Source organism: Lysobacter sp. Hz25, from assembly GCF_046097045.1.
GTDB lineage: Bacteria > Pseudomonadota > Gammaproteobacteria > Xanthomonadales > Xanthomonadaceae > Lysobacter > Lysobacter antibioticus_B.
Window position 1 is genome coordinate 5,691,736 of sequence record NZ_CP175666.1, and the last position, 26,177, is coordinate 5,717,912.

20 protein-coding genes are annotated in these 26,177 nt (G+C 61.9%); 8 read left to right on the forward strand and 12 right to left on the reverse strand.

Annotated features, from left to right (window positions below; all coding sequences use genetic code 11):
• Positions 1–89: 89 nt before the first annotated feature.
• Genes ACKN61_RS23595 through ACKN61_RS23630 form a run of 8 tightly spaced genes read left to right on the forward strand, consistent with a single transcriptional unit; the run spans position 90 to position 8,238 of the window.
• On the forward strand, positions 90–1,664 hold the full coding sequence (locus ACKN61_RS23595; protein WP_408951500.1) for a discoidin domain-containing protein: 1,575 nt from the start codon (positions 90–92) through the stop codon (positions 1,662–1,664).
• Entirely contained in the window at positions 1,664–2,599 is a 936-nt protein-coding gene (locus tag ACKN61_RS23600) for a hypothetical protein (protein ID WP_408951501.1), read from the forward strand. The genes ACKN61_RS23595 and ACKN61_RS23600 overlap by 1 nt, the downstream gene beginning before the upstream one ends.
• Positions 2,600–2,605: 6 nt before the next feature.
• Positions 2,606–4,315, forward strand: coding sequence for a hypothetical protein (locus ACKN61_RS23605; RefSeq protein WP_408951502.1), 1,710 nt, complete (start codon positions 2,606–2,608; stop codon positions 4,313–4,315).
• The gene (locus tag ACKN61_RS23610) at positions 4,312–5,127 is read left to right on the forward strand and encodes a phage BR0599 family protein (protein ID WP_408951503.1); all 816 of its coding nucleotides are present in this window, start codon (positions 4,312–4,314) and stop codon (positions 5,125–5,127) included. Before ACKN61_RS23605 ends, ACKN61_RS23610 begins: the two co-directional genes overlap by 4 nt.
• Positions 5,128–5,140: 13 nt before the next feature.
• The gene (locus ACKN61_RS23615) at positions 5,141–5,377 is read left to right on the forward strand and encodes a hypothetical protein (RefSeq protein WP_408951504.1); all 237 of its coding nucleotides are present in this window, start codon (positions 5,141–5,143) and stop codon (positions 5,375–5,377) included.
• The gene (locus tag ACKN61_RS23620) at positions 5,374–5,595 is read left to right on the forward strand and encodes a hypothetical protein (protein ID WP_408951505.1); all 222 of its coding nucleotides are present in this window, start codon (positions 5,374–5,376) and stop codon (positions 5,593–5,595) included. Before ACKN61_RS23615 ends, ACKN61_RS23620 begins: the two co-directional genes overlap by 4 nt.
• Positions 5,582–7,795, forward strand: a complete 2,214-nt coding sequence (locus ACKN61_RS23625) for a phage tail protein (RefSeq protein ID WP_408951506.1) — start codon at positions 5,582–5,584, stop codon at positions 7,793–7,795. Before ACKN61_RS23620 ends, ACKN61_RS23625 begins: the two co-directional genes overlap by 14 nt.
• A gap of 2 nt (positions 7,796–7,797) precedes the next feature.
• A complete protein-coding gene (locus ACKN61_RS23630) occupies positions 7,798–8,238 on the forward strand; it encodes a hypothetical protein (RefSeq protein WP_408951507.1) in 441 nt (146 codons plus the stop codon).
• A 161-nt stretch (positions 8,239–8,399) separates the two neighbouring features.
• On the opposite strand, the gene ACKN61_RS23635 is transcribed toward ACKN61_RS23630, so the two are convergent.
• The 12 genes from ACKN61_RS23635 to ACKN61_RS23690 form a co-directional block, all read right to left on the reverse strand.
• Positions 8,400–8,771, reverse strand: coding sequence for a hypothetical protein (locus ACKN61_RS23635; protein ID WP_408951508.1), 372 nt, complete (start codon positions 8,769–8,771; stop codon positions 8,400–8,402).
• Positions 8,750–9,730, reverse strand: coding sequence for an RHS repeat-associated core domain-containing protein (locus ACKN61_RS23640; RefSeq protein WP_408951509.1), 981 nt, complete (start codon positions 9,728–9,730; stop codon positions 8,750–8,752). Before ACKN61_RS23640 ends, ACKN61_RS23635 begins: the two co-directional genes overlap by 22 nt.
• 15 nt (positions 9,731–9,745) lie before the next feature.
• Positions 9,746–15,040, reverse strand: a complete 5,295-nt coding sequence (locus tag ACKN61_RS23645) for a hypothetical protein (protein ID WP_408951510.1) — start codon at positions 15,038–15,040, stop codon at positions 9,746–9,748.
• Between the two features lie 402 nt (positions 15,041–15,442).
• Positions 15,443–17,563 (reverse strand): peptidase domain-containing ABC transporter, encoded by a 2,121-nt coding sequence (locus ACKN61_RS23650; protein ID WP_408951511.1) that lies wholly within the window; start codon positions 17,561–17,563, stop codon positions 15,443–15,445.
• Positions 17,560–18,870 carry a hypothetical protein gene (locus ACKN61_RS23655; protein ID WP_408951512.1) on the reverse strand — a complete coding sequence of 437 codons (1,311 nt, stop codon included), beginning with the start codon at positions 18,868–18,870 and terminating at the stop codon, positions 17,560–17,562. The genes ACKN61_RS23650 and ACKN61_RS23655 overlap by 4 nt, the downstream gene beginning before the upstream one ends.
• Complete coding sequence (locus tag ACKN61_RS23660; RefSeq protein WP_408951513.1) at positions 18,867–19,916, reverse strand: hypothetical protein; 1,050 nt, start codon at positions 19,914–19,916, stop codon at positions 18,867–18,869. The genes ACKN61_RS23655 and ACKN61_RS23660 overlap by 4 nt, the downstream gene beginning before the upstream one ends.
• A gap of 70 nt (positions 19,917–19,986) precedes the next feature.
• Positions 19,987–20,157 (reverse strand): hypothetical protein, encoded by a 171-nt coding sequence (locus ACKN61_RS23665; protein ID WP_408951514.1) that lies wholly within the window; start codon positions 20,155–20,157, stop codon positions 19,987–19,989.
• Between the two features lie 49 nt (positions 20,158–20,206).
• The gene (locus ACKN61_RS23670; RefSeq protein ID WP_408951515.1) at positions 20,207–21,481 is read right to left on the reverse strand and encodes an HlyD family secretion protein; all 1,275 of its coding nucleotides are present in this window, start codon (positions 21,479–21,481) and stop codon (positions 20,207–20,209) included.
• Positions 21,474–21,707, reverse strand: a complete 234-nt coding sequence (locus tag ACKN61_RS23675; protein ID WP_408951516.1) for a carbon storage regulator — start codon at positions 21,705–21,707, stop codon at positions 21,474–21,476. Before ACKN61_RS23675 ends, ACKN61_RS23670 begins: the two co-directional genes overlap by 8 nt.
• Positions 21,708–22,026: 319 nt before the next feature.
• Positions 22,027–22,683 (reverse strand): hypothetical protein, encoded by a 657-nt coding sequence (locus ACKN61_RS23680; RefSeq protein WP_408951517.1) that lies wholly within the window; start codon positions 22,681–22,683, stop codon positions 22,027–22,029.
• Between the two features lie 85 nt (positions 22,684–22,768).
• Positions 22,769–25,210, reverse strand: a complete 2,442-nt coding sequence (locus tag ACKN61_RS23685; protein ID WP_408951518.1) for an XVIPCD domain-containing protein — start codon at positions 25,208–25,210, stop codon at positions 22,769–22,771.
• A gap of 29 nt (positions 25,211–25,239) precedes the next feature.
• On the reverse strand, positions 25,240–26,139 hold the full coding sequence (locus ACKN61_RS23690; protein WP_408951519.1) for an ankyrin repeat domain-containing protein: 900 nt from the start codon (positions 26,137–26,139) through the stop codon (positions 25,240–25,242).
• Positions 26,140–26,177: the final 38 nt, after the last annotated feature.

Below are 26,177 nucleotides of genomic sequence, written 5' to 3' on the forward strand. Positions count from 1 at the left end.
GATAGCTTGAGCGTAAGGTCTGTGCCTCCCCAGGAGGCCCTACCCACGCGACCGGAGCACACGCCGGTCGCGTTTTCATTTGTGCTCTCATGACGCTACGAAGCGGTATCGCTGCCGACTATTTCGATTTCCTCAACCAACTCGAATCGGCCTTGTGCGGTGAAGGGCACGCCTGGGGTTTGCTCTACGTCGGTACCGGCAACGGCGTTCTGACCGGTAAAGACGGTGCGACCGGCAGCTATCGCGGCGGACCTGCGGCGGTCGCTGAGGCCTTCACGATTACAGCGATCGATGCCAATCGGTTTCAAGTGACCGGATCGGTCGCAGGTGATTCCGGCATCGCGACGGTGGGTCAGCCCTTCGAGAACGAACGGCTACGATTCCTGATCAAAGCAGGCACCATTGCGTTCGTTGCCGGCGACCGCTTCACTCTGAACACCTCACCGCCCTGGACCTTGGTACGTCGCATCGGCGTGCGCAATCCCACGCTCCGCACCGGCAACTTCAGCAACTTGGGCCATCTGTTCGACGGCACGGTCGATACCTTCGGCTCGTGTCCTGTCGCCAATCTTCCGGCGACCGCAGGCATCGAAATGATCGGCCCGATCGCCGTACGAGCGATCACCTTGGGCGTTGCCGACGCGACCAATCGCGGTGTATCGGCCTTTGAGCTGCAAAGCTCGGTCGACGGTTCGACCTGGACGAAAGTGCAAGGGTGGACCGGCGTGCGCTGGGCCTCGACCCGGGCGCGTCAGACCTTCGTCGTGACGGGCAATCCGACTGCGGCTCGATACTGGCGCGTTCTTTTCACCGCCGCGAGCGGTGGTACGGTTCTGGATTGCAGCGAACTGTCGTTCCAGACCGATCTCAATGCCGACTTCGAGCTCGAGGAGCGGGCGCAATGGATTGTCCGCGCCCCCGGTCTGGACGGCCGTAAGGCGATCTTCATCGGTGCCGAACTCTACGAAGACCCTGCGCGCGCGGCGTACAACCTCAACTGGTACGGATTCCGCTTCCACAACCCACTGCTGGGCGTGCGCTCGCAGGTCAACAACAGCGGACTGCGGAACCTGCCGCTGCGCAACGGCCCGTTCGGTTACTGGCTGGCGATCAACGGCCAGCGGGTGGTCATTGTCGCGAAGATCGGTACGGTCTATGTATCCGCGTATCTTGGATTCGGACTGCCCTACGAGCCGCCGTCGGATCACGAGTTCCCGATGCTCGTCGGCGCCTGCGGCAGCAACGAAGGTGGAACGCCGGATGCGACGGACCCAAACTTCCGCGCCTTCTTCGACCCGGGCCGCTACGGCCTGGTGGCGTACTACCCCGACAACGTCTGGCGACCTCACGCCAATCGCTACCAAAGTAGCAACGACAACGGCGACAACGAAACGCAAGGGAAGGTCTATCCCAGCGCGATGTCAACGGACGGGGCGCGGGCTTGGCTGCGAGAGAACCTCGACGGGTCTACGCCGCTGCTGCCTTTGATCCTGCAACACCTCAACGTTCGCCATCACTGGGGCGAGTTCGACGGCTGCGCCTGGACCACGGGATTCAACACGCCGTCGGAGTCCCGCATCAACCGCGATAGCGCGATCTGGCTCGTGTTCCAGAACACCTTTCGTACTTCCCCCGACAACTATTTCGCACTGCGGATGGACTGATGGCATACCTCACCAGCTCTGCCAACGATCCGAACGAGTTGCTCGATAAGCTGCGGTTGTTCGCTTCGAGCGCTGGCTGGACTATCGATGGATTTCGCGATCGCACGGTGGCATCCGGTAAAGCCCTGAGCCTGCACTCCGGTAGCCTGCATGCGACCTTGATGTCGCAAACCACCGGCGGCGACAGCAACAATCCGTCGCCCTTCTTCCTCGGCTTTGGGCACACTGGTTACGCCGCCAATGCCAATCCCGATGTTCAGAACGAAGCCAGCCTGCCGGTCTGGACGAATTACGTGCAAGGCCCCTACAGCGCGGTGTACTTCTTCGGTGGCAGCGGCGCCTCTCCGTACCTGCATGTCGTTATGGAAACGCAGGCCGGCACGTTCAAACACTTCGGTACCGGCCGCCTGATCACGCAGGGCGTCGTGAACACCGGTCAGTATGTCTACGGCAGTCAGTGGTACTACCACAACACCTACATCGACAGTCCAAACGCCGGTCAGCACAGCGTCGCGTTTGATGACACCTTCGCCAACTACGTCTCGCCCAGTACGCGCGTGCGGGCCGACTACGACGGTGTTGCGCCGCGCTGGCACGCGATTCCCACCGACAACAACGACGCGCGGCGGCTGGTTTGTGGATGGCGATCCGCAGCGTCCCCGTTGGGCCTGCCGCAACGGACCGGGCACAGCATGTTGACCGGGCGGGCGCCGGGATACCCGCTCTGGTGCGCGGTCCCGCGCGGCGCCGGGCTGTTCTCCGGCATCGGTCATCCCCCGGATCTGCGCTTTATCCGACTTGACAGCTACGCACCCGGCGAGGAGGTCTCGCTGGGCACAGATCGCTGGAAGGTCTTCCCTGTGCATCGCAAGCAAGGGCCGGTCGGCTCACCCACCAGCGGTCTATACGGCTACGCCTACCGCATCAACGAGTAAGCCCTCATGTTCTGGCACGGCCTGTGGCCCCTGACATTCAGTGGCCGGCCGGACTATGCCGTCCCGCCGAAGGCCTGGGACGGCTCGCCGTCCATGGCCCTCGCCAGCGCTTCGGATCACGGTGGTGTGGCCTATGGCGTACCGCCCGTCGTTGCCGATCGGCGACCGGGTGCGTGGCAGTCGCTATTCGGCGACGATTTCTACGACCGCATCCACGTCGTCCCGCAAACGCTCAACCTGGGCAACGTCAGCAGCGTCCAGCAGCGGGCTATCCGCGTCTGGAATGCGTTCCGCGCCCGAGCGTTGATGCTGGTCGAAGCCTCGCTGTCGGGTGGCGAGGGCATCGTGCTGACGGCACCCGGCGCGCCACCGGTATCGTTCCCTCCGCTGTCGGAGCAGGTGTGGCAAGTCGCGGTCGGCACCGACGGGCCACCCGTCATCGCAGCCGCCTTGACGTACCAGTTCGCCGGATTCGACCCGATTCCGGTTGTGATTACTGGGCAGCGCATCGTCGCCTGGGCGTTCACTCCCGATTGGTCGCGCGGCGTGCTGGAACGGCTGGCCTGGAAGACCGACATCCTGCCCAGCCCGACGCAGGTCGAGCAGCGACGAGGCCTGCGCTCTGTCCCGCGTCGCTCATTCGAGGCCACGATGATCGTGGACGGTCGCGAACGGGTACTGCTGGATCTGGCTGTGTTCGGATGGGGCGGACGCACCTGGGCGCTGCCGGTTTGGCCCGATGGGCAGTGGCTGGCCGACGAGCATGCGCTGGGTATCCGGGTGATCGCTTGCGACCCAGTGCATCGCGACTTCCACGTCGGCGGCCTGGTGCAGCTGCGCGGCAAGACCGCCTTCGAGGTCGAAGTGGCCGAAGTCGAGGCCATCGGCGCAGCCTCGATCGCGCTGCGGCATCCGACGACGAGGGCATGGCCGCGCGGCACTCGGCTGTATCCGGTCCGAACCGCGAGGCTGGCTGAGCCACCGAAGGTCACACGCCTCAGCGACCAGGCCGCTTCCATCAGCGCACGGTTCGACGTAGTCGAAGCCTGCGAATGGCCTGCGATCGTCGATGCCCCGATGTACCGCGGCCATCCGGTGATGGTCGATCGACCGGACGAGTCCGAGGCGTTGTCGACGGGATGGCAACGCGCTTTGCTGAGCTTGGACAACGAGTTCGGACGTCCCTTCGTCCTGGACCCGGCGGATTGGGCCGCGGTCGTGCAGAGCCATCGCTGGCGGATGCACGGGCGTATCGAGCGCGCCCGCGTTCGATCCTGGCTCTACACCCTGCGTGGCCGCCAACACGCGGTCTGGCGGCCCACGCACGCCGACGACTTGACGCTGGTCGCGCCCGTCGGCGGCACCGCTACTGCCCTGGACGTCGCCAACGTCGGGCTGAGCCGCTTCGCCGGGCTGCGGCCGGGGCGTCGCGATCTGCGGATCGAACTGAAGAGCGGCCAGGCCTTCTATCGCCGGATAGCCGCGGCGGCGGCGATCGACGACGACGTCGAGCGATTGACGATCGATGAGGCACTCGGGGTGGACGTACGTCCGCACGGCGTTCGCCGCATCAGCTTTCTGGTCCTCTCCCGCGGCGATGGCGACGAGGCCGAAATCGAGCACCACACCGACAGCGACGGCGCCGCCGACGCGTCCCTTGTCCTTCGCGCGGTGCGCGACCCCGATAGCGACGACAGCGGCCCCGCACCGGCATGACCTTTGAACAAGTAGAACGATCGACTGCCGCGGGCAACCCGCGGCGGCTGTACGAGTTCGTGCGCGGCGCCAAGCGCTGGCGCTATACCGGCGGCGACCGCGACTTCCAGCTCGATAGCCAAAGCTATCGGGCAGTCGCCGTCCGCGACGACGGCCTCCGCCAGTCCGGGCACACCGCCAGCGACGTGCTGACGATCACTGCGCCCGGCGATTTCGAGGTGGCCCGTCTGTACCGCGGTCTGCCGCCGTCGACCGAAGTCGCCGTCATCGTCCGCGACGTCCACGAAGGCGATGGCGACGCGCGCGTCGTCTGGATGGGGCGGGTGGCGGGCGTCAATCGCCCCTCGCTGGACAGCACCGAAGTCCGTTGCCAATCACTCGATGCCGCCCTCGGACAACCGGGGTTACGCCTGGCTTGGACACGAGGCTGCCCCTACACGCTCTACGACCGCAACTGTCGGGTGAATCCCGAGGTACATCGGGTCGCTGCCGCGCTGACCAGCGTCACCGGCCATCTCGTCACAGCCGGCGAGTTCGGCCAATACCCGGATGGCTGGTTCGCGGGCGGCTTCCTCGCCTGGGACCTCGGCGAGGCGGGACTGGAGCGGCGCGGTATCCGATCGCACCAAGGCGAACGCCTGACCTTGCTCGGGGCCGGCGACGGCCTGCGCAGCGGCCAGGCAGTTTGGGCCTATCCCGGTTGCGGCCGATCAATGGCGATCTGCCACACCAAGTTCAACAACGCCCCGAACTACGGCGGCGCGCCCGGTCTACCCGGCAAGTCGCCGTTCGACGGCACTCCTATCTTCTGATCCTCGGCACTGCATGAACATCTGGGTCCAACTCGCGATCTGGGTCGTGAGCTATTTCGTTTCGGCGGCCGCACGGCCGAAACCGCCGCAGCCCAAACCGGCCGCGTTCGGCGACTTCCAATTCCCTCAAAGCACTGAGGGCACGCCGCAGGCGGTGGTCTTCGGCGACGTCTGGACGAGCGACTGGATGGTGCTCGGCGTCGGCCAGTACCGCACCCAGCCGATCAAGCAAAAGGGGGGCAAGAAGTGATCGTGACCTTGGCTCACCTGCGTCGTGCTCCTGGTTTTGGAGCGCGGCCGGGTTTCTGCGCTCAGGGTGGACGCGAGTGGTTCGCCTACTACGGCTTGGACTGGAGCGCGTTTGTACACGATGGCATCGAGGCCGACGTAATCGAAGCCACGGGCGACGCGCTGGGCTTGCACCTGGTCGCGTTCGCGCGCGCGGAGGCCGAGCGTGGGCAGCAGTAAGAAGCAGACCGTCGGCCACCGCTACCTGTTCGGCCTGCACATGGGACTGTCGCGCGGTCCGCTGGACGAGCTGGTGGAGATCCGGGTTGGCGACCGCGAGGCCTGGAAAGGCTCGATCACCAAGAGCGGCCGGATCTTCATCAACAAGCCCGACCTGTTCGGTGGCGACAAGGGCGAAGGCGGCATCAAGGGCTGGCTCGACGTGCTGATGGGCGACGCCGCCCAGGCAGTACTGCCGGCGCTCGGCGCTTTGCATGGCGTTCCAACGCCTGCGTTCCGCAACGTCACCACCCAATACTTCGATGGCCAGATCGCCGCCAACAACCCATACCCGAAGCCCTGGAAGATGCGCACGCGTCGCGCCCTGGCCGGCTGGGATGGGGCGCCGTGGTACCCAGAGAAGGCAGTCATTTGGTTGGCCAACGGCGCCATCCGGGCCATGAACCCGGCGCACGTCCTGGTCGAATGCCTGACCAACCGCGACTGGGGACGGGGCCTGGACCGCGGCGTGCTGGACGAAGCCAGCTATCGCCAGGCAGCCGATAAGTTGCATGCCGAGGGGTTCGGCTTGTGCTTGCGCTGGAGCCGCCAGTCCTCGATCAGCGAGTTCATGCAGGTCGTCATCGACCACATCGGAGCGGCGCAATACACCGATCGTTCGACCGGGCGCTCGACGCTGAAGCTGCTGCGGGACGATTATCGGGTCGACGACCTGCCGGTGTTCGACTACGAATCCGGCTTGTTGGCGATCGAAGAAGACGAGGGATCGGCGCAGGACGGCGCAATCAATCAGCTCATCATCGGCTGGTACGACCCGATCACCGACGAAGAGCGGCAGGTTCGAGTGCAGGACCTAGCCGGCATCCAGGCGACCGGCGGCGTCGCCTCCAGCACGACGGACTACAAAGGACTGCCGACGGCCGATCTCGCTGCCCGGGTCGGCATGCGCGACCTGACAGTGGCGTGTTCCGGGCTGAAGCGCTTGAAGCTGCGCTTCGACCGCCGCGGCGGGGTGTTGGCGCCGGGCAGCGTGTTCCGCATCCGCGATCCGTTCCGCGGGATCGACAACCTGGTGCTGCGGGCTGGCACCTACGATGACGGCAAGCTGGCCGAGGGCGCGATCACCGTGTCTGCGGTGCAGGATGTATTCGGATTGCCTGCGACGACCTATGTGGAACCGCAGCCGCCGGTCTGGACACCGCCCGATCGCAATCCCCAGCCGTCGCCAAACCGCCGGTTGATGGAGGCAAGCTACCGAGATCTGGCCGCCACGCTTAACGCCGCGGCACTGGCGGCGGTCCCGGTCGATGCCGGCGCGGTCTTGGCCGTCGCCGAACAGGCCACCGGCTTGGCACTGAACTACGTGTTGACCACCCGCGTCGGTAACGGCGAATTCACAGAGGCAGGGGTCGGCGATTGGTGTCCGACCGCGATGCTCGCCGACTCGACGGACCAAACCTCGACAACGGTGCAGTTGGCATCGGGTCGCGGCCTGGATCAGGTCACGGCCGGTACCGCCGCGCTGGTCGAGGATGAGGTTGTCCGTGTCGTCGCCATCGATCCCCAGGCGCAGTCCGCCACGTTGGCGCGGGGTTGCGCCGATACGGTGCCTGTCCCGCATGCGGCCGGGGCGCGCATCTGGTTCTACGACGACTTCGCAGCGAACGATCCGACCGACTACAGCGTCGGCGAGACGGTGCAAGCGAAACTTCTGACGCGTACGTCCAGCGCGCAGTTGGACCCAGCGCTTGCGCCGGTGGACGCGATCAAGCTGGCCCAGCGCCAGGCGAGGCCGTACCCGCCCGGCGACCTGAAGCTCAACGGTCAACGCTACCCGCCGTCGATCGACGGCGACCTGGTGGTGTCCTGGGCGCACCGAGATCGGCGGCTGCAGGCCGATCAACTGGTCGACCACGGCCAAGGGTCGATCGGACCCGAGGCCGGAACGGCCTATGTTCTGCGGCTACTGGACGCGATCGCGGGTCAAGCCCTCGATAGCCCACCCGCTCTAACCGGCAACAACTACACCTCGCCATTACGCGGCGCGTACCGCGTGCGCGCGGAGATCGGCACGACGCGGGATGGCCTGGCCAGCTGGCAACGGGCCACCCACACCTTCGACTTCAAGAACGGACTGCTGCGCACGGAGACCGGCGACGAGCTGATCACTGAGGCAGGCGACTACCTACTCATCGAGTAACCATGGCGAATCAAAAACTGTCCCAACTGCCTGCAGCAAGTGCGCTGACCGGCACCGAGATCGTACCCGTCGTACAAGGCGGGCAAACTCGAAGCGCCACCACAGCCGCAGTTGCCGACCTGCGTAAGGGCGCCTGGCAGGCACCGACGCTCAACGCGTCGTGGGCGAACTATGGGGACGTCTTCGCCGTGGCCGGCTACCGCCGGGATGCCGGACGCGTGCAACTTCGTGGGCTGGTGAAAGCGGGAGGTGGGGGCACCGCCATCTTTGTGCTGCCGGTAGGGTTCCGCCCGCCCACGCAGCAGATCTTTACGGCCGTGAGCGATTCAAGCGTTCAGGCACGCGTCGATGTGAAAGCGAATGGCGAAGTGCTGGTGTCGCAGCCGGGCGCCGGGGTGCTCGGCTGGCTATCCCTTGATGGGATCGCGTTCTTTGCAGAATAATTCTTCCAGATAATCTCGCTGGCGGAATCAGGCACACGCCGCACCGCCCTTTCCGAGCGCAGAAACTGCGGAGCCCTAAGGCTCCGCATTCACGAAATGAGAAAAACTGACCTCACGGCGCGTGGCATCCGAAGTTCAATTAGCTAAATTCCGGGCAAGAATCACTTTTTCTCTATTTCACGAACATAGAAAGTCTCGTCGCCGCAACCGCCGGCTTCAACTTGACGATCTAAGATTTTGTAGTGAAGTGCACCGTCAACGCTGGGCCTAGCTATTGATTCACCATGGACTATGACCGTATATCCGTCCCAGTCCTTAACGTTGCTGAGAACGGACGCAGGAAGCGCTAGATCATGGCATTTGCCGTCCTTCCCTGTAAGCGAGCCGGCCCCTCTTCCGCCAGTAAGTATGCTCAACCTCCCTTCTAAGATGTCCGCGTTGTTAGCCTGCCCCCTCACGTTGGATTGTGGAGAATTTGAGAAAGAACAGCCCGTGCAAAGAACTGTAATGATTAGCAAACTTTTGAACTGCATGTGACACCTCCTCCTCCGGCGGCCCCATCATTCTTGTTCCAGAACTGAACAAGTTTGACCATATCACTGCGTTGCTGTTGTTCTACCCTCGAACCCGCCACTTGTCGAATTCGATATCCAACGTCTGTTTTCTCTATTGCGAAAGCCCCAAGCGTAGAAATCATGTAGGCCGTCTGATGCGTAACGCCAGTCAAGCCCGCGTCGCCTCGACCTGGTATTCCGTTCAACAGTAATGGATGCGTGTGCCCGGGACTCTCATTGCCTTTCAAAGCGGAAACGTTGTACTTGCCCCCGGTGCCGCTTTCGCCGTTGCTGCAGCTCCAACAGATTTTAAGCAATGGGTTCGAGAAGGTACCTGTTTCACTAACCCTGAAACCTTGCTCGTCGTCCGTCTTTTCGTTTATGTTGGTCTTTGTATTATCCGAATACTGTCCGGATTTAAAGGCCACCCGCACCTGAGCATCCTTTGCTTGAACCGTTGGGCCTGGTCCAGGCTGCTGAGTTGTGCCCGACTCTGATCTTCTATCCTCAATACACATCTGTCCCGAGCCCTTGGGGCAGGCGGCGCGTCCATCCGGGTCGATGAACTTGTAAGGGTTATTATTAGCGTACCAATAGCGGTTAAAGTTCCCTCCAGTCGCTCCGTCAGCTGTCACCGGATCTACCGACAAGAATCTTCCGATTCCCGAATCATAGTAGCGTTGCTGCATATAGCTAAGGCCGGTCGCCGCATCGCTTGCGTGGCCGGCATAACCCGGACCGTCCTGGAGCGCGCGATTGACCTGTAGCCCATATGGCTCGTACTCAGTGCGTTCGACGATCTGCTGGTTGACGTCAGTAACTGCTACCGGGCTGCCGAGCGCATCGGTGTGAATATACTCGATCACGGTCTGCGCTTGTGTCATGACAGGGAGTGCGGCGAGTATGGCCATAGCGGAAAACTTGGTTGTCCATTTCATGTCGATATTCTCCGATCAGTCCATAGGCTCGGTGCGGCGGGTGGCCGGGAAGGGTGGCGTTGACCATGCGGAGCAGCCTCCCGATCCGCACGCACGCACTGCATAGTTCAACGTGCAGTACTGACCCTTCGAGCCTGATGCGATTTGAGTCGAAGTTCCACGATAGAGCAGCGCCCCGTTGTCCGAGGACTGTAGTTCGTAGGCCGTGGTTTTGGCCGTCGATGTCCATCGCACTGTGCAGGTGTCGTTGACAATCCGCCCGTTTAAGGTGTTTCGCAGCCAATCTGCCAAGGTGATGGCCGGTGTCGCGGGCGGAAGATCCACAGTAATGAACGTCACCTCGGAATACGACCCGCAACCAGCTGGGTTGCATGCACGGACGCGGTAACCGTAGCGGCCATCACCGCGGCCCCATACGGTGGTCCCGCCACTGCCGTCCTGGTGTATTAGCGTCCAGGCCGTCCCTTCGCGGCTTTCCTCCAATTGATAGACCGTGGCCGTCGCCACGCCGGTCCAGGCCACACCGAACGTGCCGGTGTTGCTGCTGGCCGGTACGCTGATCGATGGCGCCGCGGTCGGTGGGCCGATGACCTGAACATTGACCTGAGCCGAAGTCGCGCCGCAGCCGGCGGCATTGCAGGCACGCACGCGATAGCTGTAGGTGCCGGTGCTGCCGCCATGAATCATGCGACTGGTGGCATCAGCGTCCTGGATCAAACCCCAACCGCCGCCAAGCGCGCTCTGCTCTAGTTGGTAGCTCGTTGCTCCGCCGATCGCATTCCAAGTGACCGTGAAGCTGCCGGCATCACTTTGCGCCGGTGCGCTGATCGTCGGCGCCGAGCCGGGCGGATACAACGAGTACACGGTGCTGACCGCCGAGGTCGGGCCGCAACCGGCCGGGTTGCAGCCTTTGATCCGGTACGCGAAGTAGCCGTAGGGCTTGCCGGAGAACGACTTAGTCAGGTTGCTGCCGGTGTAGACGGTAGCCCATGCGCCGCTATTGAAGCTTTCTTCCAGGGTGTATTCCGTCGCACCCCCGGCGGCGGACCAACCGATGCCGTACTGGCCGTTCAAGGCCGTAGCCGGTGCGCTCAGCACCGGCGCGGCGCTGGGCGGGCGCTGCATCACCACCGTGGCCGTTGCGCTCCAGCCGCCGCAGCCGGTGCTGTTGCAGGCGCGCACGCGGTAGCCGTAACTGCCGTCGGTCTTACCGGAAATTGCCCGGCTACGCTGGCTGCCGCTGTAGATGCCTTGCCACACGCCGCCTTCGGCCTGTTCCTGCAGCTCGTAGTTGCCGGTGCTGGTGGTGGCGCTCCATTCGACGGTGAAGCCGCTCTGCGACACGAAGCTCGGCGCGGTCACCACCGGAACATCGGGCGCGACCGGCGTGGTGGCGCGCGCCACCAGACTGCCGTTCAACTGGATATAGGCGATGTCCTTTTCTTTGCGGTAGTCGCGCTGGTAGCGCAGTACGCCGTCCTGGCCGTACATCGACACGATGCTGCCAAGGGTCGGGCTGGTCGAGAGCACGCGCCGGCCGTGGCCGTCGTACCGGTAGGCTTCCTTGCCCACAGCTTCGCGCAACCGGTTGCCAAAATCGAACTTGAACTGTTGCTCGTTTTTGGCCTCAAGATTGCCTTGCACGTCATAGGCCAGCGCGATCACTTTCGCGTTGGTTCCCGTGGTCTGTACGAGCTCCAAGCGATTCAGCGGATCGTACAGATAAGTGTGGCTTCGCCCAGGCGTGGCTCCAGTGCCTGGAACGCTCACTGTACGCAAATTGTCCAATGCATCGTAGCTGTAGCTGGCGGCACCGAACATGGCTGAGGTGGCGGCCGTCAGCCGGTCCACGCCGTCGTAGACCATGCTGCGATTGCCACGCCCGTCCGGGAGGCCATCGCTGATCGCGGCCACATTGCCATTGGCGTCGTAATCGTAGCTGTCGTCATGGACAACCAGATTGCCGGCATCACGACTGCGCTCAGCCAGGCCGCGCGCATTCTGCTGCAGGGTGTGAACGATGCCGTTGCCGTAGGTGAAGCGCGACATGCCGCCGTTGGGGAAGTAGTTCACGCCCGTGGCATAGGCGCCAGCCTGGCGCGGCTGGCCCAGGGCGTTGGTTGCATAGCCGACCGCTTGGCCGTTGGGATAGGTGTGGGTATCGAGTTGGCCTTCGTTGGTGTAGCTCGAGCCGATCGCCCAATCGATGCCGTCGAACTGCAGGCGCTCGCGGGTCAACAAACGACGCTTGTTGTACTCGTAGGTGTTGATCACCTTCGCCGCGGCCAAGGCGTTGTCGGTGACCACCTGCTTGAGCTGCCCGTCGGGGTAGTAGTCCCAGCTCTGGTTGCCGCGGCCGTCGGGGAAGCTGAGGGTCTTGACACGATTGCGGCTGTCGTAGGCGCGCCCGACTGCCCGGCCGGAGGCGAGGGCTTCTTCGCGGTTGCAATGAGCATCCGACGGCGCCGTCACGCCGGAGGCCGACCAGGCGACGTTACCGGCGGCGTCGTAATCGACCACGGTCGCCCCGGTTTCCGGCTCGATCGATTTACACAGGCGATGGTGGCCGTCGTAGATGTACTGGCGCACAGCCTGCATGCTGCCGTCGCCGTTGCGGCGTTTGATCATCTGCAGCGAGCCGAACAGGTCGCGATGCAGCTCGGTGGCTATGCCTTCCGGCGACACGATCCCGACCGGCACGTCGTAACTGGGCTGACCGAAGGCCTGGAACAGAGTGACCGTTTGCTGCAGGCGTGGATTAGTCACACGCGTCAACAGCTGCGGCAAGTACTCGGTCTGAGTCTTGAGTTGCCCCAACTCGCTGTCTTGCTTGACCAGGGCCGTGCGGCCCAGGGCGTCGTACTCGGTGTGCACGCCCTGTGCAGGAGCGGTGGTGGTGGCACCCGGATAGCTGATGAATACCGGACGGTTTTTGTCGTCATACCGCGTTGCGGTAGTGCGCAGGGTGCCGGCCAAATCGGTGCCATCCCATTCGTGAGTCAGTACCGGGCGCCACAACGCATCGAGAAAGACGTTCTTGGCGCGGTTGCCGGTCACCGTGCTCTGCATCCAGTGACCGGCCGCGAGGCCGTGCTCGTCTATGTCGCGACGGCTGAAACTGATTGTGGTTGGATACCAGGCGTTGGTGTCGGCACCCGGGTAGGCGATCGTTTGCAACCGGCCCGCCGGATCGTAGGCATACGAGGTGGTGAACGCATTCTCGTCCGTGACCGAGGTGATCCAGCCGTTGTCGTCAACCACGGCCGATTCGCCGGTCTGGTCGGCGTAGCCGATAGACTGCGGAATGCCGCGCTTCCAGCTATTGAGCGAGGTCGCGTTGTTGCGCCCGTCGGTCACCGTCGCCAACGTACCATCGGGATGATAGTTGTAACCTTCGACAACGCGGCCGAAACTAAAGCGCACACTAGGCAGCGCACTGTTGTTGAAGTGAGTTTCGGACGTCACACGGCCTGTGTCGGTGTTGGTTTCCTTTTTGACCTGGCCCAGGACCCATAGCGCCAAGTCGTCATGGTACTCGGTGGTATCACTTCGGCCGCGGTCGCTCTGGGTGCCGGATGACCACTTGCTGACGCTTAGCGGGCGTGCTAGCACGTCGAAAGCATTCACGCTTCGATTGAATGTCGCGCTGTCCTGCGACGTGACGACGGTTTTGACGGGTCGATTTGAGTTCGGCAACCGATCCGCGTACTCGTCACCGCTTGAGCCGATCCACGAGAGAAACGGTTGATTCGCCGCTTCCGAGTCCGAGAGGTAGGTATTTTGAACCGTCTTGTAGTTCACTCCAGCCTTGCGCGTTACAACACTGAATAGCTGCCCTTCATTGATGTCTCGGTCGCGGCCGAAGGTATGGACATTCTGCGTCCCATCTGGCTCGGTGACAGTAATCGTTTTGTAGTTTGGTGCGGGCGGTGCGTACTTTGCGTTCCAGCCGGCACCGATGTCCCAACGAGACTCATCCTGGGTTTGGTAGCCCTCGCCAAGTCCGTCATAAGCATAGGTATACACTTGCTCCGGAACATTGGGGCCTGAAATGCGCTTCTCGATGAGTGACCAAGTATCGTGGTGCGTCGAGAATCGATTCCGCCTACTGTTACCTTCGTCCAGGCCGGTCTCGCACCAGTACGGCACGTTAGTGCGGCCGTGGCGCATACCTTTAAAGGTATATTCCGCAACGGCGCCGGACGGATGTGTGATCCGGGCTCGGGTCGTGGTGTCTTTAATGATGGCACCCGGTGAGCAGGGGACATTCTGCTTAAGGTAGGTCTGATTCGTGTCCGGGTTCAGGAGGTACTCGGCGACGTCCAGTCGGAAAGTATTGAATTGGCTAGGCCCCTCGTACTTCCACTGCGTACCATCGGGGTTGATGACATTGCCGCCGTCCGTAGGTGTATACGGGAATGACCAGGTCCGTCCGTTGGCTGTCGCTTTAAGGATGTTCGTCTGGAAGTTACCCGTGAACAGGTAGGGTGCAGGAGCGGAGTACTCCATCGTGATCTCGCGCCCGTCGTTCGCATAGATACGCTTGGGATGGTCGTATTCCCAATCGTACTTGACCCAGTTGCCGAAGCGGTCTTCGATCTTGGTAACGTAGAGCTTGAGCTTGTAGCGATGCAGGAGCGCATTAGCCACCGTATATCCCCACGGATGGGTGATCGATGAATAGCGCTTGTATACGAGCCAATCGAAGGTGTACTTGGAGCCGTCCGGCGCGTGGCCGATTAGTCCTTTGCCTGGACCGTTTTGCACGCTGGGCAGCTCGGAAAAATACCATCCATCCTTCGTTGTGAAGGTGTATGTCACCGACGTGTTGGGTTTGACCCGTTTGGGGTCGTCAGTGATCTTGAGAAGGTCCCCGCCCCCACCGCCGTTGATGGTGAGACGGTTGCCGCTCCAGAACATCGAGGGATCGAAATCGACATATCCGTTGTTGACGTATGGCGGAAAGGGAACCCAGCCTTTGGATTCGGCGCTCTTGCTGTGGTGGATCGCACTGACGTTCGGGATGTCCAGATCCCAGAGGCCATTCAGATCACCGCCAGTTACGTCGTGCGGATCTAAATAGATGCCTAGTGCAACGGGCAGCGCGCTATTGCCTGGGATGGAGATGAGGTCGTGGCTAAACCGCACGGTGCCGTTGAAGAGGCTAACCTTATCGCCGAAGGCGTCGTCGCTCAGGGGCGATACGTTCTCCTTTGAGCGAAGACGCTTTGCGTACTCATTCGGCCAATCTGTGCCCTGAGCATAAACAGCGCTCAAAGCAAAAACGAACCCCAAAAATACTGCCCCCATTAAGCCCCGCCGCAACGCTCCGCGACGATTAAAACCCACACTCGAATTTGTCATGCCGTGCATCCCTGTAAATCAGCCGCTGTGGCTGAAGCCAAATACTCTGGGCAATCGTTGCCCTCCCCACACTGCAAAGCTTGTCACAACTAGAATGCGATGCAAGCTTCTCAGAAGCTGAGAATAAGTCCTATAGACCGTGCTGTGGCGAAAGTGGGAGGGGTATGCGACGGGCCCCTACCGGGGCGGCGACCCCAACTCCCCCAGCGTCGAGCTCTTATCTCATTACTATCCGACTGGTCCACGCTGTGGTCGCCGGTGGTCAGGATTTCCGCATGCCTTGAGCCTCGATTTGAAATCTCTCGTGGCTGCTCCGTCGCAGCCGTGTCTTGAGAGGCGAGTGGCGAGTCAAAAGCTCGCGACCGTCTTTCCGCTCTGATCCGACTTGCTTACCGCCCCTTGCCCGCAGACAAGCTGGCCCTGGCTGAAGTTTAGAGTCCGATCTGCACTGGCCACCGTTTCCGGTCGGTGTGCAATGATCACCTTTGTTATGGCGAGCGAGCGCACAGCTTCGTTAACAAGACGTTCGCGGTCGACATCCAGATGACTGGTCGCTTCATCAAGAAACAGGATGCGGGGCTGCCGAAACAGAGCGCGCGCCAGAATGATTCTCTGCTTCTGTCCGCCGGATAGCGTGCTCCCCATGTCGCCGATCACCGTCTGGTATCGCATCGGCATGGCCTCGATCTCGTCATGAATTCCGGCCAGGAGCGCTGCGTTGACGACTTTCGTCGGATCGTTGGCCTCGTCGAAGAAGCTGATGTTTTCGGCAATGGTCCCTGCGAACAGTTGATCATCCTGCAAGACCGCACCGAAGTAATTCCGAGCCTGGCGAGGGCCGACCCTGGCCATATTGTGGCCACCGATGTAAACAGAGCCGCTGGTCGGGGTTAGCACGCCCAGCAGCAACTTCATCAGCGTCGTCTTGCCACACCCGGAAGGGCCGGTGATGGCGACGGATTCGCCGGCTTCGATCCGAAAACTACAGTCGTGAATGACCCAGGGTTCGCCGTCTGCGTATCGGAAGGACAAGTGATCCACGACGATGTCGGCATCGTTCAGGACAAAGTCGGCCTGAGGGCTGGCCAAGGACTGCTCCGGCGGGGTGAGGGCGATGTCGGCCAATCGCTCGCCGAATAGGCGCAGCATGCGGAACTCGACACCCTTGTCGATCAAGGCCGCGACACGCTGGGCGAACAGCTCCCTGTAGGCGAGATAGGCCACAAGCATGCCGACCGAGAAGGCGCTATCTAGCGCCATGGACGCGGCCATCAACACAACGACGATACGTTCGACACCGAATACCAATTGGTTGACACTGGTAAAGGCGATGCCTGCGCGAGCGAGCCAGATGTCGTGGTTGGCGGTCGCCACCATAAGGTTCTCGTACGCTGCGCCACGCATGCTCTCCCGGTTGGCCACCTTGAGACTCTGTACGCCCCGCAGGGACTCCAGTAGATGGCTCTGTTGCTTGGCGGCAGCAACTAGCTGCTGCTCCGTCCTCTCCTTGGTGTAGCGATAGACGACTACTCGCGCAGCGAGGTACAAGCCAACCGCGATCAGACTGATCGCCATGAGCTTGACGCTATAGACCGCCATCATGGTGAGAGTGACCGCGGCCATGAGGCCATCGACCAGCGCTTCGACGGTGCTGACGGTTAGCGTCTTCTGGATTGACTGCGCTGCCCCCATGCGCGATGTCACGTCGCCTACATGTCGCTTCTCGAAGAACTCCAACGGCAGCTTCAGCAAGTGGGCATGCAGATTGCCGACCCATTGGAGGCCTAAGCGAGTAGACAGCAGCACGACCGTGGCACCGCGAAGCCAGACAATGGCCACTTGGACTACGAGGGCCAACGTGAAGCCGATCGCGAGAACCAAGAGTAAATTCCGGTCTGCCGAGACCAGGACCTGATCAACGACCCATTGAACATAGAATGGTGCGATCGCGACAAACAGCTGGAGTACTAGGGACAGCAGGAGCACAAGCCCGAGCGAGCGGGTCAGGCCGGTGATTGGGCCCGTCAGCTGGCGCAACGTCACCGCGGGCTTGGGTAGGGCGCGGGTGAAATCACTGGCCGGAACTAGCTCCAGGGCAACGCCCGTGAAGTGCTCTGACAGGGCCGACAACGGCAGCCGTCGCTTGCCCAATGCGGGATCGAGTACGACTGCATGACGCGACGAGAGGTCCGCTAGCACGACGAAGTGATTCAGGTCCCAATGCAGCACACAGGGCAGTGCCAGGCGCGACAGCTGGGACAGATCCAGTCTTAGTGCCCTACCGCGTAGGCTCAGGTCTCCGGCAATTTCAATCAATCGCTGAAGTGTCGTGCCTTTGGCTGACACGGGGAATCGTTGGCGCAGCTCGCGCAGGCCGAAACTGGAGCCATGAGCCTCGGCAACCATCGCGATGCAGGCCAAGCCGCATTCGGTGGCTTGCGACTGTAGAACGACTTGAGGCTGCCTCATGAGTTGGCAGCCGATCGAAGGCAACGATCGCCTTTCGAGTCGGCTTTGTCCTGGCTCTCTTTGGACGGGCCTAAGACCCCCTCGCCAAGCGCTTGCTCCCCGTCGAGGGTCTCGCGCACTAGGCGATAGCGACCGTTCGGGAGCATCAGGGGCGCCACCGTAGCGTCAGGCGGGATCAGCACTTGATCCATGGGGATTGATCGTGGGGCCTCCGAAGCGACAAAGGCTCTGACGAGGGAGACTTGACGACTGGGCTTGATCTGGACGCGGCAAGGGTGTCGGTAGCCGTTCATACCAAGCCAAGTCGCTCGGCCATTCGCGAGTTGCTGACGTGGGTGGAACACGATGGTGTCGAAGCCAGGAGCCGTCAGGGGGCCGGTCGTAGATTGAACGACGGAGGGAACGGACAGCCCCGTGCTGACCGAGCGATAGAGCGCGCCGTCGAGTTCGGGGCGACTACGCGGGGTGCCCAGAACCTGGTTCACCGTAAGCGGGTCGATCCCGTGCTCTTTCTTGAGCACCAGGGCCATCCATTCGCGGCCGTCCGGCTCGGTTGACTCGGCAATGTGGCCCGCACCCGCGAAAATGAAGATGCGGGCAGCCGGATTGGCTTTGAGGATGGCGGCGATGTTCCCGGCCTGCGCTCGCTCGCGGACGAGGCGTTGGTCTTCTGAACTCCCGGCGCTGGACTCTTGATCCGAGCGCTGCTCGTAATCGAACAACGAGTATCCCAAGGCCGCGGCCTGCCGGGCCATGTCGGCATAGAGTGGGTCGGTGGTGTAGACACCGGTGCGCAGGTCCGGCGCACCGTCCGACATGCTCTCCTGCAGCGTGGAGCCAAAGGTCTCGGCGCCGAAATGGGTGAAGCCTGCCTTGCGCAGTTCCGTGAGCAACAACAGGCCGAACGCGCGGTGAAGTTGGTGATAGTGATCTTCGTTGAGCATCACCACCTGCTTTCCCGCCGAAGCTCGGAGGATTTCAGGTAGCGCTGGGCGCTTGACCCATTCAGGCCGGTCGATTTGCGGGTGCTCTGGTTCGCTCGTCTTGGCCCCTCGATCGTTCATCTGTGCGGTGCCGAGCGCATCGCCCGATATGGCGTAGAACTGGGCAGAGGTTGCCGCAGGGAACTTCCCGCTCTCGACTCCGGCACGGAGCATTTCCAGTGCCGGCAACGGCCGGTCTTCCTTAAGGATCAGGTTAAGGGCTGCTGAGAGTGATGGCGTCGGGCTTTCCGCTGCAATGGCAGCGCAGACCACCATCAGTGTGATGCCGATACCGGCCGCCGTGCTGAGTCGTGCGAACTTCATGTGCGCTCCCTGGACCATCCGTTACGTCCGCAGCCAATATAGCCTCTATGCGGCAATTTGCCGGCCGGCGGTGTCTGCAGCTTCTGGAGCAGGACATCTGCAAAGGCATCGGTAATCTCCCCGTCGACGAGATCATCGAGCCACGCCCAGACACCGTCCTGGTTGCACTCCAGGAACCAGTTGTTGCCGGTCTTGTCGACGATGAAGTCCAGGCTTCCGGTGGTAAGGCCCATGGCCTCCATGAAGGCGGCGATCTGGCCTTCCAATCCAGGATCAATTTCGCAGCGGGAGAACGTGTTCAGGCCCGTTGCCTTGCGCCAATCAACCTGCGTGGACTGAAACTTCTGTGAGTCGATGCGGAACGGGATGATCCGAGAGCCAGCGACCACCACGCGCAGCTCATGAGACTTTGCAATCTCCTCTTGAGCGAAGTGGGGACAAACCTCAAAGTGGCCAGGATCAGCTGCCGCGACATCTCTCTCCGGGACGCGCATCGTCATCACGACGTACGGCACTTCCTCGCCTTCCCCCTTCGTCGATACTTTGGCGCCCGACAGGGATTTCATGATCATGCTCTCGCACTCTCCAGCGAACGCCAGCAAAGCATCCTTGTCGTTCGAGACTAGGGTTCTCGGCACCCGAAGCCCCACCGACGCAGCGACGGTTTGTTGATACGGCTTGACCATGCACTGCCTGGAACGCAGGGTGTTCACGGCGCCGTCGCCGCAAAAGGCCGTCAGCAATGCGTAGTACGCACGCCACTCCTGAGCCGCGTAGCCGACCTCCGGCTCCGTGCCGCGAATGTAGTACCGCGTACCGGGCAGGATCTTCGTCTTGTCCCAGACCGTCGAGTCGCAGGCTAGACGCCGGCCGTCCACCTTGATGACTCGATGTGCTCGATCATCGAGCTCCAAAGAAAAAGTTGTGCCCGCGTGATAGTCGATCACGACGACATCCTTGCAGCCGCGCTCTTCCAGCCGACGCGCAACACGGTCAACATGTGGATCAGTTCTGGTGCCCAGCACCAGGATTACCTTGTCGTTCAACGTTAGAATCCTTTCGCTGTATGAGTGAAGCGGGAGAAGGTACGCGTCCCTCCTCCCACCCGAAGCTCACTTAGGCCGAATCGCAGCCGTCGTCCTTGGAGCCGGACTGGGTGACGGTGGTCGTGGTTTCCTTGCCACCCGGGCAGGCGTAGGCGCCGCCGACGGAGGCGATTTCGTCGTCGCGCAGCTCGCGGAACTGGTTGAAGTCCTTGTCGTACTGCTTCAGTGCAAACGGAGTCATAGCTACCTCTACTTCGTGATGCGCAGAACCCCTGCGCAGGGACTGGCGACTACCGCCGGTATGAATTCGCGGTGCTTTGGTTGGCGAGCGAGTAAAGCGGCTCGAACAGCCACTGGAAGAGGGGGCGGGTATCACCGAGCAGATCGGCATCAACCACCATGCCCGGACGCAACGGTTCCAAGCGGCCATACGCTGGGACCGTTTGCTGATCGAGCGCGACGATCACGCGATAGAGTGGCTGTCGATCGGGATCGGGCAAGTCCAGGGCCTTGGTCTCGGCGGGGCCGAGGGCATTGCGGCCGATATGGGTTACGTGGCCGATGTGATGGCCGAATTTTTGGTAGGAGAACGCCTCGTAGCGGAGAAGAACGATCCCGCCCGGCCGCAGAGTCGGGATCGCGCGGCTGGGAACCAGAAGTTCCGCTCGCAACGTGCTCCCCTCTGGCAGCAGGGTAAACAGCGGCTGCCCCGTCTGGACCGCTTGGCCTGGCTTGATGACTTGGGTAGCCACAACACCGGAGGTGGGGGCCGCGATCCTCAGCGCGCCGGCGCCTTCGATGTCGATCTCCTCTTGGCTCAGTTTGGCCAGGTCGCCGCGATGGGCCGCTATCGTGCTCGCGCGCTGAACTGGGACCTGGGCGAGTGCCTGTTCGACCTGAGCGGCAGCCCGCTGTAGGGTTGACGCTTGCCGCTCAACCTCCTGGGAAGCAGACACTCGATCCAGGGCTGCCGCTTCTTGCTGTTTGATCTGGATGTCGCTGACGTACTTGTCCGACTGAAGCCGGCGCATGCGTTCCAATACTTCGTTGGCTAACCGGGCCTGCGACTGGCGGGTCTTCCGCTCCGCTTGTAGCTGGATCAGTTCGTGCTGCAGGGACCGTAGTTGGGTCCGTAGGCTTGCCTCATCGACGTCCAATCGATCCTGCTGCGCCGCCTGATTGCCTTCGAGACTGGCTCGTCGCTGCTGCACAATCTTTCGCAGAGCGGCGGAAGTGTCCCCATGACCTACGGTCAGGCGCGGGACTCGAATGAGGCCGAGGACTTGTTGCTCCTGGATAGGATCTCCTTCGGTCACAGTCACGCTCTCCATCACCCCAGAAGCCGGTGCGATCACGCTGGCGAGTCCCTGGGCGGGGACCAGGCGCCCCTGAACTCGCGAGCGTTGGGTATAGGTCCCAAAGATCAGAAACAGAATGAGCCCGCAGCCCATTCCGCTAGCGAGTAGGGTCAACACCCAGGTTCGGTGTGGTTGCGCGAGGCTGATGCTTCCAAGCCAGACATTGCTCTGAGCCTCGATGACCTGCTTGCGAAAGAGATCAGACATGGCCCTTCCCTTTGCGGCAAACCCTATCGCGGGGACCTTGGCGTGGGGGCTGGCAAAGTAGCTCATCGCGCACCACCTGCACCGTTCTTGGTGCAGTAATACCGACGCGTACTTCGCCCGCGAAACGTGGCCTCAGTAAGCGGACCTCGATCTCGTCGCCGATCATTAGTGCCTGCCCGGGTCTGCGCGTCAGTACCAACATCGAAGCCGGCTCTTTAATGGTCATGGGTGCGCCGCACCGAGACGGTAGCCGTCGCACGCCTCTCGAAGCTGAAGGCTGCTATCGCTCTCGGTTTCAAAACAGAATTCGAGGAGTTCGTGAGGGAGCATGTAGGTAACTACTGATTCCAACTCGCCATCGATACCAGGAGCCCGCACTTCCGTAGGAACGCCCTGATCGAGGTGTCGCTGACGGGCTCGCACGCGAGCAGCCGCGACGCAAATTTCCTTGGAGGAAAACGGAACATGCTCGTCGTCGCCATTGACGGAAACGCGCCAATTCAGAGGTCCGCGCCAGACCACGTCGAAGTGCACAACCCTTGCGCTTACCATCCGTCGTATTCCTTGAGTGTTCCGATACGTCTGACGAAGCCGTCGCCGACCCATTGGGGGTGGTAGGTCCGATCGGACATCTGGTCGGGGTGCATAAAGAGGCCACCTGCTTCGCGCTCGCCAGGGTCAGACAGCGCCGGAAACACAGCCCAAAAGGTCGGGTCCACGATTTCGTGGCTCGGCAGAGTGAGCCAGGCGTGCAGGCTGATCCGCGCACCGGGCGCGATGCCGGTGCGCAGCATCTGCTCCAATCCTTCAATGGGCGTATGGCAGAGCCGCTGCCCGTTCTGATAGACGTAGCCCAAGGTGTAGGCGACGCGCACGCGCAACTGCGCTTCCAGTATCCCGCGCACCATGACGGTCAAGCCAAACCGCTGAGCAGCAACTACGTCTTCGCGTAGCCCGCCCAACCCGTAATCGAGGAGACGCCGGGTGGTAGCAATGGCTTCGGCCGATGCGAATCGCAACGGAAGAGGTTCAAAGCGCGGTGGCTGCAGACCCCAAAGGATGGTGCGCGCGCGCGCAGCCTCGAACTTGGCCTCATACACGCCAGCAGCATTCTCCGGCGAGCGGCCGCCCTTCTTGAACAGCCGACTTAGCCAGTTAGGCAAATGGAGGGGCATATACGTTGGTGACTGGAATTGAGACACAAAGCCCTCCTGACCACCCCTTGCGGAGCGGTGCGGCTGAGGTCGGGTTGGGAGGTGCCGCGTAGTACGCGGCGCATCTTCTACGTCAACTGCGCGATGGCCCGGATTGCTGCTGGCCTTGTTGCTGAGCCAGCGCCCGCTCGCGTTGATGCTCTTGCGCGATGGCCTGGGTGGCGGCTTCGAGCTTTTGGTCCGATTGCTCAACCGGCGTCCGCAAAGCCTGCTCGATCGACACTCCGGCCCGCTTGCTGGCGGGGTCTTCGAGCTTGCCCTCCACTGCGAAAATGTTGCCGGTGGGCCCTATGACCAGTTGGTCTACGCGGTTCAACTGATTGGCCGCCAACGAGTAGTCCTTGCCAGGGTGCATTTCCCGGTTGTCCTTGCAGGCCGCCAGCAGGCAGCGGCTGATGCGTTCGCTACCCTCGTCGTAGGGCTTACCAAACTTCTCATCCTGGGCGCGCATGCCGGTGCGAATTTGTCCCAGCATGGAGTGATTTGCGTTGCTCGGGTCATCCGGACCGCGAGTTGGGAGCACGCCGGAGCGCTCATTGCCGCCGACCGAAGGCGCCGCGGGTTCCGGTGACTTAGGGCTGGTCAAGCCCGGGAACTGCGCGCGCACCGCGCGCTCCTGCTCGTGAATGTAGTGGGTCATGCTCGGCAGGACCGTCTCTGTCATCAGATGGCGGGTGAACGCCTCGTTGCCCGAGGGAACAACCATGCCCGCCGCAACGGCCGTATGCACTCGTTCCATGTGGGAGTCGGTCGCGGCCTGTGCTGCGCCAGCCAGCGTGCCGCCGATGATCGCGCCGGCTGCGGGCGCCGTCTGTGTCCTGGCTCTGACCTCCAGGCCGGCATAGCCCAAGGCGGTGTCGGCCGCCTTGCCGACCCCTTCGACGCCGACCCGGTTCGCGCGCTCGGCCACCACCTCGACCCGCTCAAGATCAATCACGCGGCCTTCGGTTGCGGTGCGGATGGCAGATGCATCTTCGCGTGCTTCACGACGCGCCTCTTGGGCTTCGCCGATATTCTGTTGCCGTGCCGCTAGACCGGCCTCTTGCAAGTCGTCAGCGTTTCGATTGACCCACTTCTGAACGGAATCAGGTAGCACATCGATACCGCCAATACCGCGCAGCAGCCCCGCGCCGGCGGCTGCTCCCCGCGCCTGCACTTCGCCCTGGACCGTATCGATCGTGGCGTCGACGGCGCCAGCTACTTCACGTGCTTTAGCCACTCCCTCGCCACCGAGGCGAACATTGTTCTGGATCTGGCCATGCACGGCACCGACTACGACATCAGAGAAATCAGCGACCTTCCTGGACGCTGCATTTGCCAGGTCGCCAGTGGTGTCCAGTCCCTGCGCAGCGCTACGGCCCAAGGCGGCCGGCACTTCGCCGGCCCGGTGGCCCATGTGAGCCCCAACAGCAGCGACGCGGGCCGTATCGAGCACGGGGCCGGCGAAGGTGGACAACTCCTGCAGAGTCATCCAGTCGGTGCGATCGACCAGTTGCCCATCCTTGAAGGTTTTTACAGAGTCCAATGGCTTGAACTGGCCGGCAGCCAGCGGCAACTCGTTCAGCAGTTGATCGGTGTCGTCCACGGCTAACTTCTTGACGAACCCCGCCACAGCGCTCTCGGCATGAGGTGGTACCAGCTTAGAAAGGCCGAACTGAAGCGCTGCTTGACCTTCAGGCACCTTGTGTAGCAGCTCGCAAGCTTCCTTCAGAACGCCGGCCATCTGCTCACGGCGGTGAGCATCGAATCGGTGCACTTGCAACTGAATGCCGTCGTTCAGCAGTTCGCCGGAGATCTGATAAGACGTCACGATCTTAGAAGTATCGTAGACGCGAGTACCGGGATTCTCTTGTGCGAAGCGTGCGGCGGTGTCCGGATGCAAGCCCGAGGCGTTGTAGGTAGTCGCGGGCTGACCTGTGACCGCCGACATAGCCGAGGCCATGCCACCGCCGAGCGAGTGGCCCGCGTATTCGGCATCTAGACCGGCGAACTGCATGTCACGAGCCAAGCGCATGGCACGATCATAGAAATCAGTCTTCATGCCGACCGACTGCGGAAAATTATTGGCGAGGAAGTCCTCAGCCATGGTCTCTTCTTTGCCATTCTTGCCATCGATGACACCCGAAGATCCTTTAGGGGCGATCACCGGCTTGAACCCAGGTCCAAGGACGCTAGCGTCGGGAAGGTAAATTTCGGCGCGAAAGCCCGATCCCTTGGGTCGCAGATATTCCATAAGCTGGGCGTCATTCATCCTTGCCAACCCAGGGGCTTGATCGCGAAGCAAGTCAAGGTTTTCGCTGGCACGAACCCAGCCCGGCGGTGATTTCTGGAACTCGGGATCGGCATGCTTTTCAGCTGCCGAGAAATAGGTATCTTTAGCCAGGACAGCCATGTTGTCGTGGTGGTAGAGGATTCGCAGTTCATCAGCCTTGGCGAGGGCGGCAGGATCGCCGTTATCGCGCAACTGCTTAAGCAGACCTTGGCGTTCCTTGAGTTCTTCTGCCGTGGGAAACATCGTTGACTCCATTCGGACGGTGTGAGGCGTTAAAGCAAGGGAACGTCACGTTCTTCGTAGGGAAATCCCAGGTTCTTGCGCATACTCCGCAAGTGATCCGGCATAGGCGTTCGTTTGTAGCCGTGTTGCAGCAGCCATTGCTGACACTTGCGCTGCCAGGTGGGGTCTTCGGGGTTGCCGGGGTGCCAAAAAATGGCATCAATAATGTGCGATTGATTGGGCGTGGCTGGATTCTGTAGGTAGTTGACCGTAGGGTTCGCTCCTTTCTCCAGGAGCCAGTAAGCCTGCATAAATCCACCACCGCCGGCATAGTCTTGCAAGATCGTTGAACCTTGACTGCGCGCATTGATATCCGCACCCCGTTCGACAAGGAGCTTCACGCTCTCCCATTCGTTGCCTGAGAGGAAGGCTTGAAGCATCAAAGTTTCACTGTTGGAGTTGCGAGTATTCGGGTCTCCGCCGTGATCCAAAAGCAACTTTAGGTAGATCGGGTCGTTCGCTTTCGCCGCAAAGACCATCGCGTTGTTTTCGTAGGACACGCTTTCGCTGCCGTCCTTGAACTTCTCGATGATAGGTGTCGGAAAGCGAGCATTGGGGTTTGCTCCGTTCTCAAGCATCCCCTTCAACCCATCGGGGTTGTTTGTGATGACCGGCCAAGCAAGCAGTGGGTATCCGTCTTTGGAGAAGATCTTGTCGGGGTTGACCCCCTCGTCCTTCATCAGGCGGCGGATTTCGGCGACATTGCCATGCTCGGCGGCTACGGCCAGCGCCTGGGCCTTCGGGTTGCCGGGGAACCAAGAGGCGACGGGGAGCGAGGACTGCTGGCCGGGTGACGACGGGGCTAGGCAGCCTACGAGGAAGACCAGTAGGACCAGGGCCGCCCATCGCGCGTCGAATACACGTGTAAGTTTGGAGCGGACGATGTGCAAGGTGGGTTCCTTGTCGAAGACGGTCTTGGATTATTGGC

Excerpts from the sequence above, each read along its gene's own strand:
- ACKN61_RS23640 (WP_408951509.1), bottom strand. The coding sequence starts at position 9,730 with ATGAAATGGACAACCAAGTTTTCCGCTATGGCCATACTCGCCGCACTC.
- ACKN61_RS23655 (WP_408951512.1), bottom strand. The coding sequence starts at position 18,870 with ATGAAGTTCGCACGACTCAGCACGGCGGCCGGTATCGGCATCACACTG.
- ACKN61_RS23650 (WP_408951511.1), bottom strand. The coding sequence starts at position 17,563 with ATGAGGCAGCCTCAAGTCGTTCTACAGTCGCAAGCCACCGAATGCGGC.
- ACKN61_RS23615 (WP_408951504.1), top strand. The coding sequence starts at position 5,141 with ATGAACATCTGGGTCCAACTCGCGATCTGGGTCGTGAGCTATTTCGTT.
- ACKN61_RS23670 (WP_408951515.1), bottom strand. The coding sequence starts at position 21,481 with ATGTCTGATCTCTTTCGCAAGCAGGTCATCGAGGCTCAGAGCAATGTC.
- ACKN61_RS23685 (WP_408951518.1), bottom strand. The coding sequence starts at position 25,210 with ATGTTTCCCACGGCAGAAGAACTCAAGGAACGCCAAGGTCTGCTTAAG.
- ACKN61_RS23630 (WP_408951507.1), top strand. The coding sequence starts at position 7,798 with ATGGCGAATCAAAAACTGTCCCAACTGCCTGCAGCAAGTGCGCTGACC.
- ACKN61_RS23635 (WP_408951508.1), bottom strand. The coding sequence starts at position 8,771 with ATGCAGTTCAAAAGTTTGCTAATCATTACAGTTCTTTGCACGGGCTGT.
- ACKN61_RS23605 (WP_408951502.1), top strand. The coding sequence starts at position 2,606 with ATGTTCTGGCACGGCCTGTGGCCCCTGACATTCAGTGGCCGGCCGGAC.
- ACKN61_RS23600 (WP_408951501.1), top strand. The coding sequence starts at position 1,664 with ATGGCATACCTCACCAGCTCTGCCAACGATCCGAACGAGTTGCTCGAT.
- ACKN61_RS23595 (WP_408951500.1), top strand. The coding sequence starts at position 90 with ATGACGCTACGAAGCGGTATCGCTGCCGACTATTTCGATTTCCTCAAC.
- ACKN61_RS23645 (WP_408951510.1), bottom strand. The coding sequence starts at position 15,040 with ATGGGGGCAGTATTTTTGGGGTTCGTTTTTGCTTTGAGCGCTGTTTAT.
- ACKN61_RS23665 (WP_408951514.1), bottom strand. The coding sequence starts at position 20,157 with ATGACTCCGTTTGCACTGAAGCAGTACGACAAGGACTTCAACCAGTTC.
- ACKN61_RS23610 (WP_408951503.1), top strand. The coding sequence starts at position 4,312 with ATGACCTTTGAACAAGTAGAACGATCGACTGCCGCGGGCAACCCGCGG.
- ACKN61_RS23675 (WP_408951516.1), bottom strand. The coding sequence starts at position 21,707 with ATGACCATTAAAGAGCCGGCTTCGATGTTGGTACTGACGCGCAGACCC.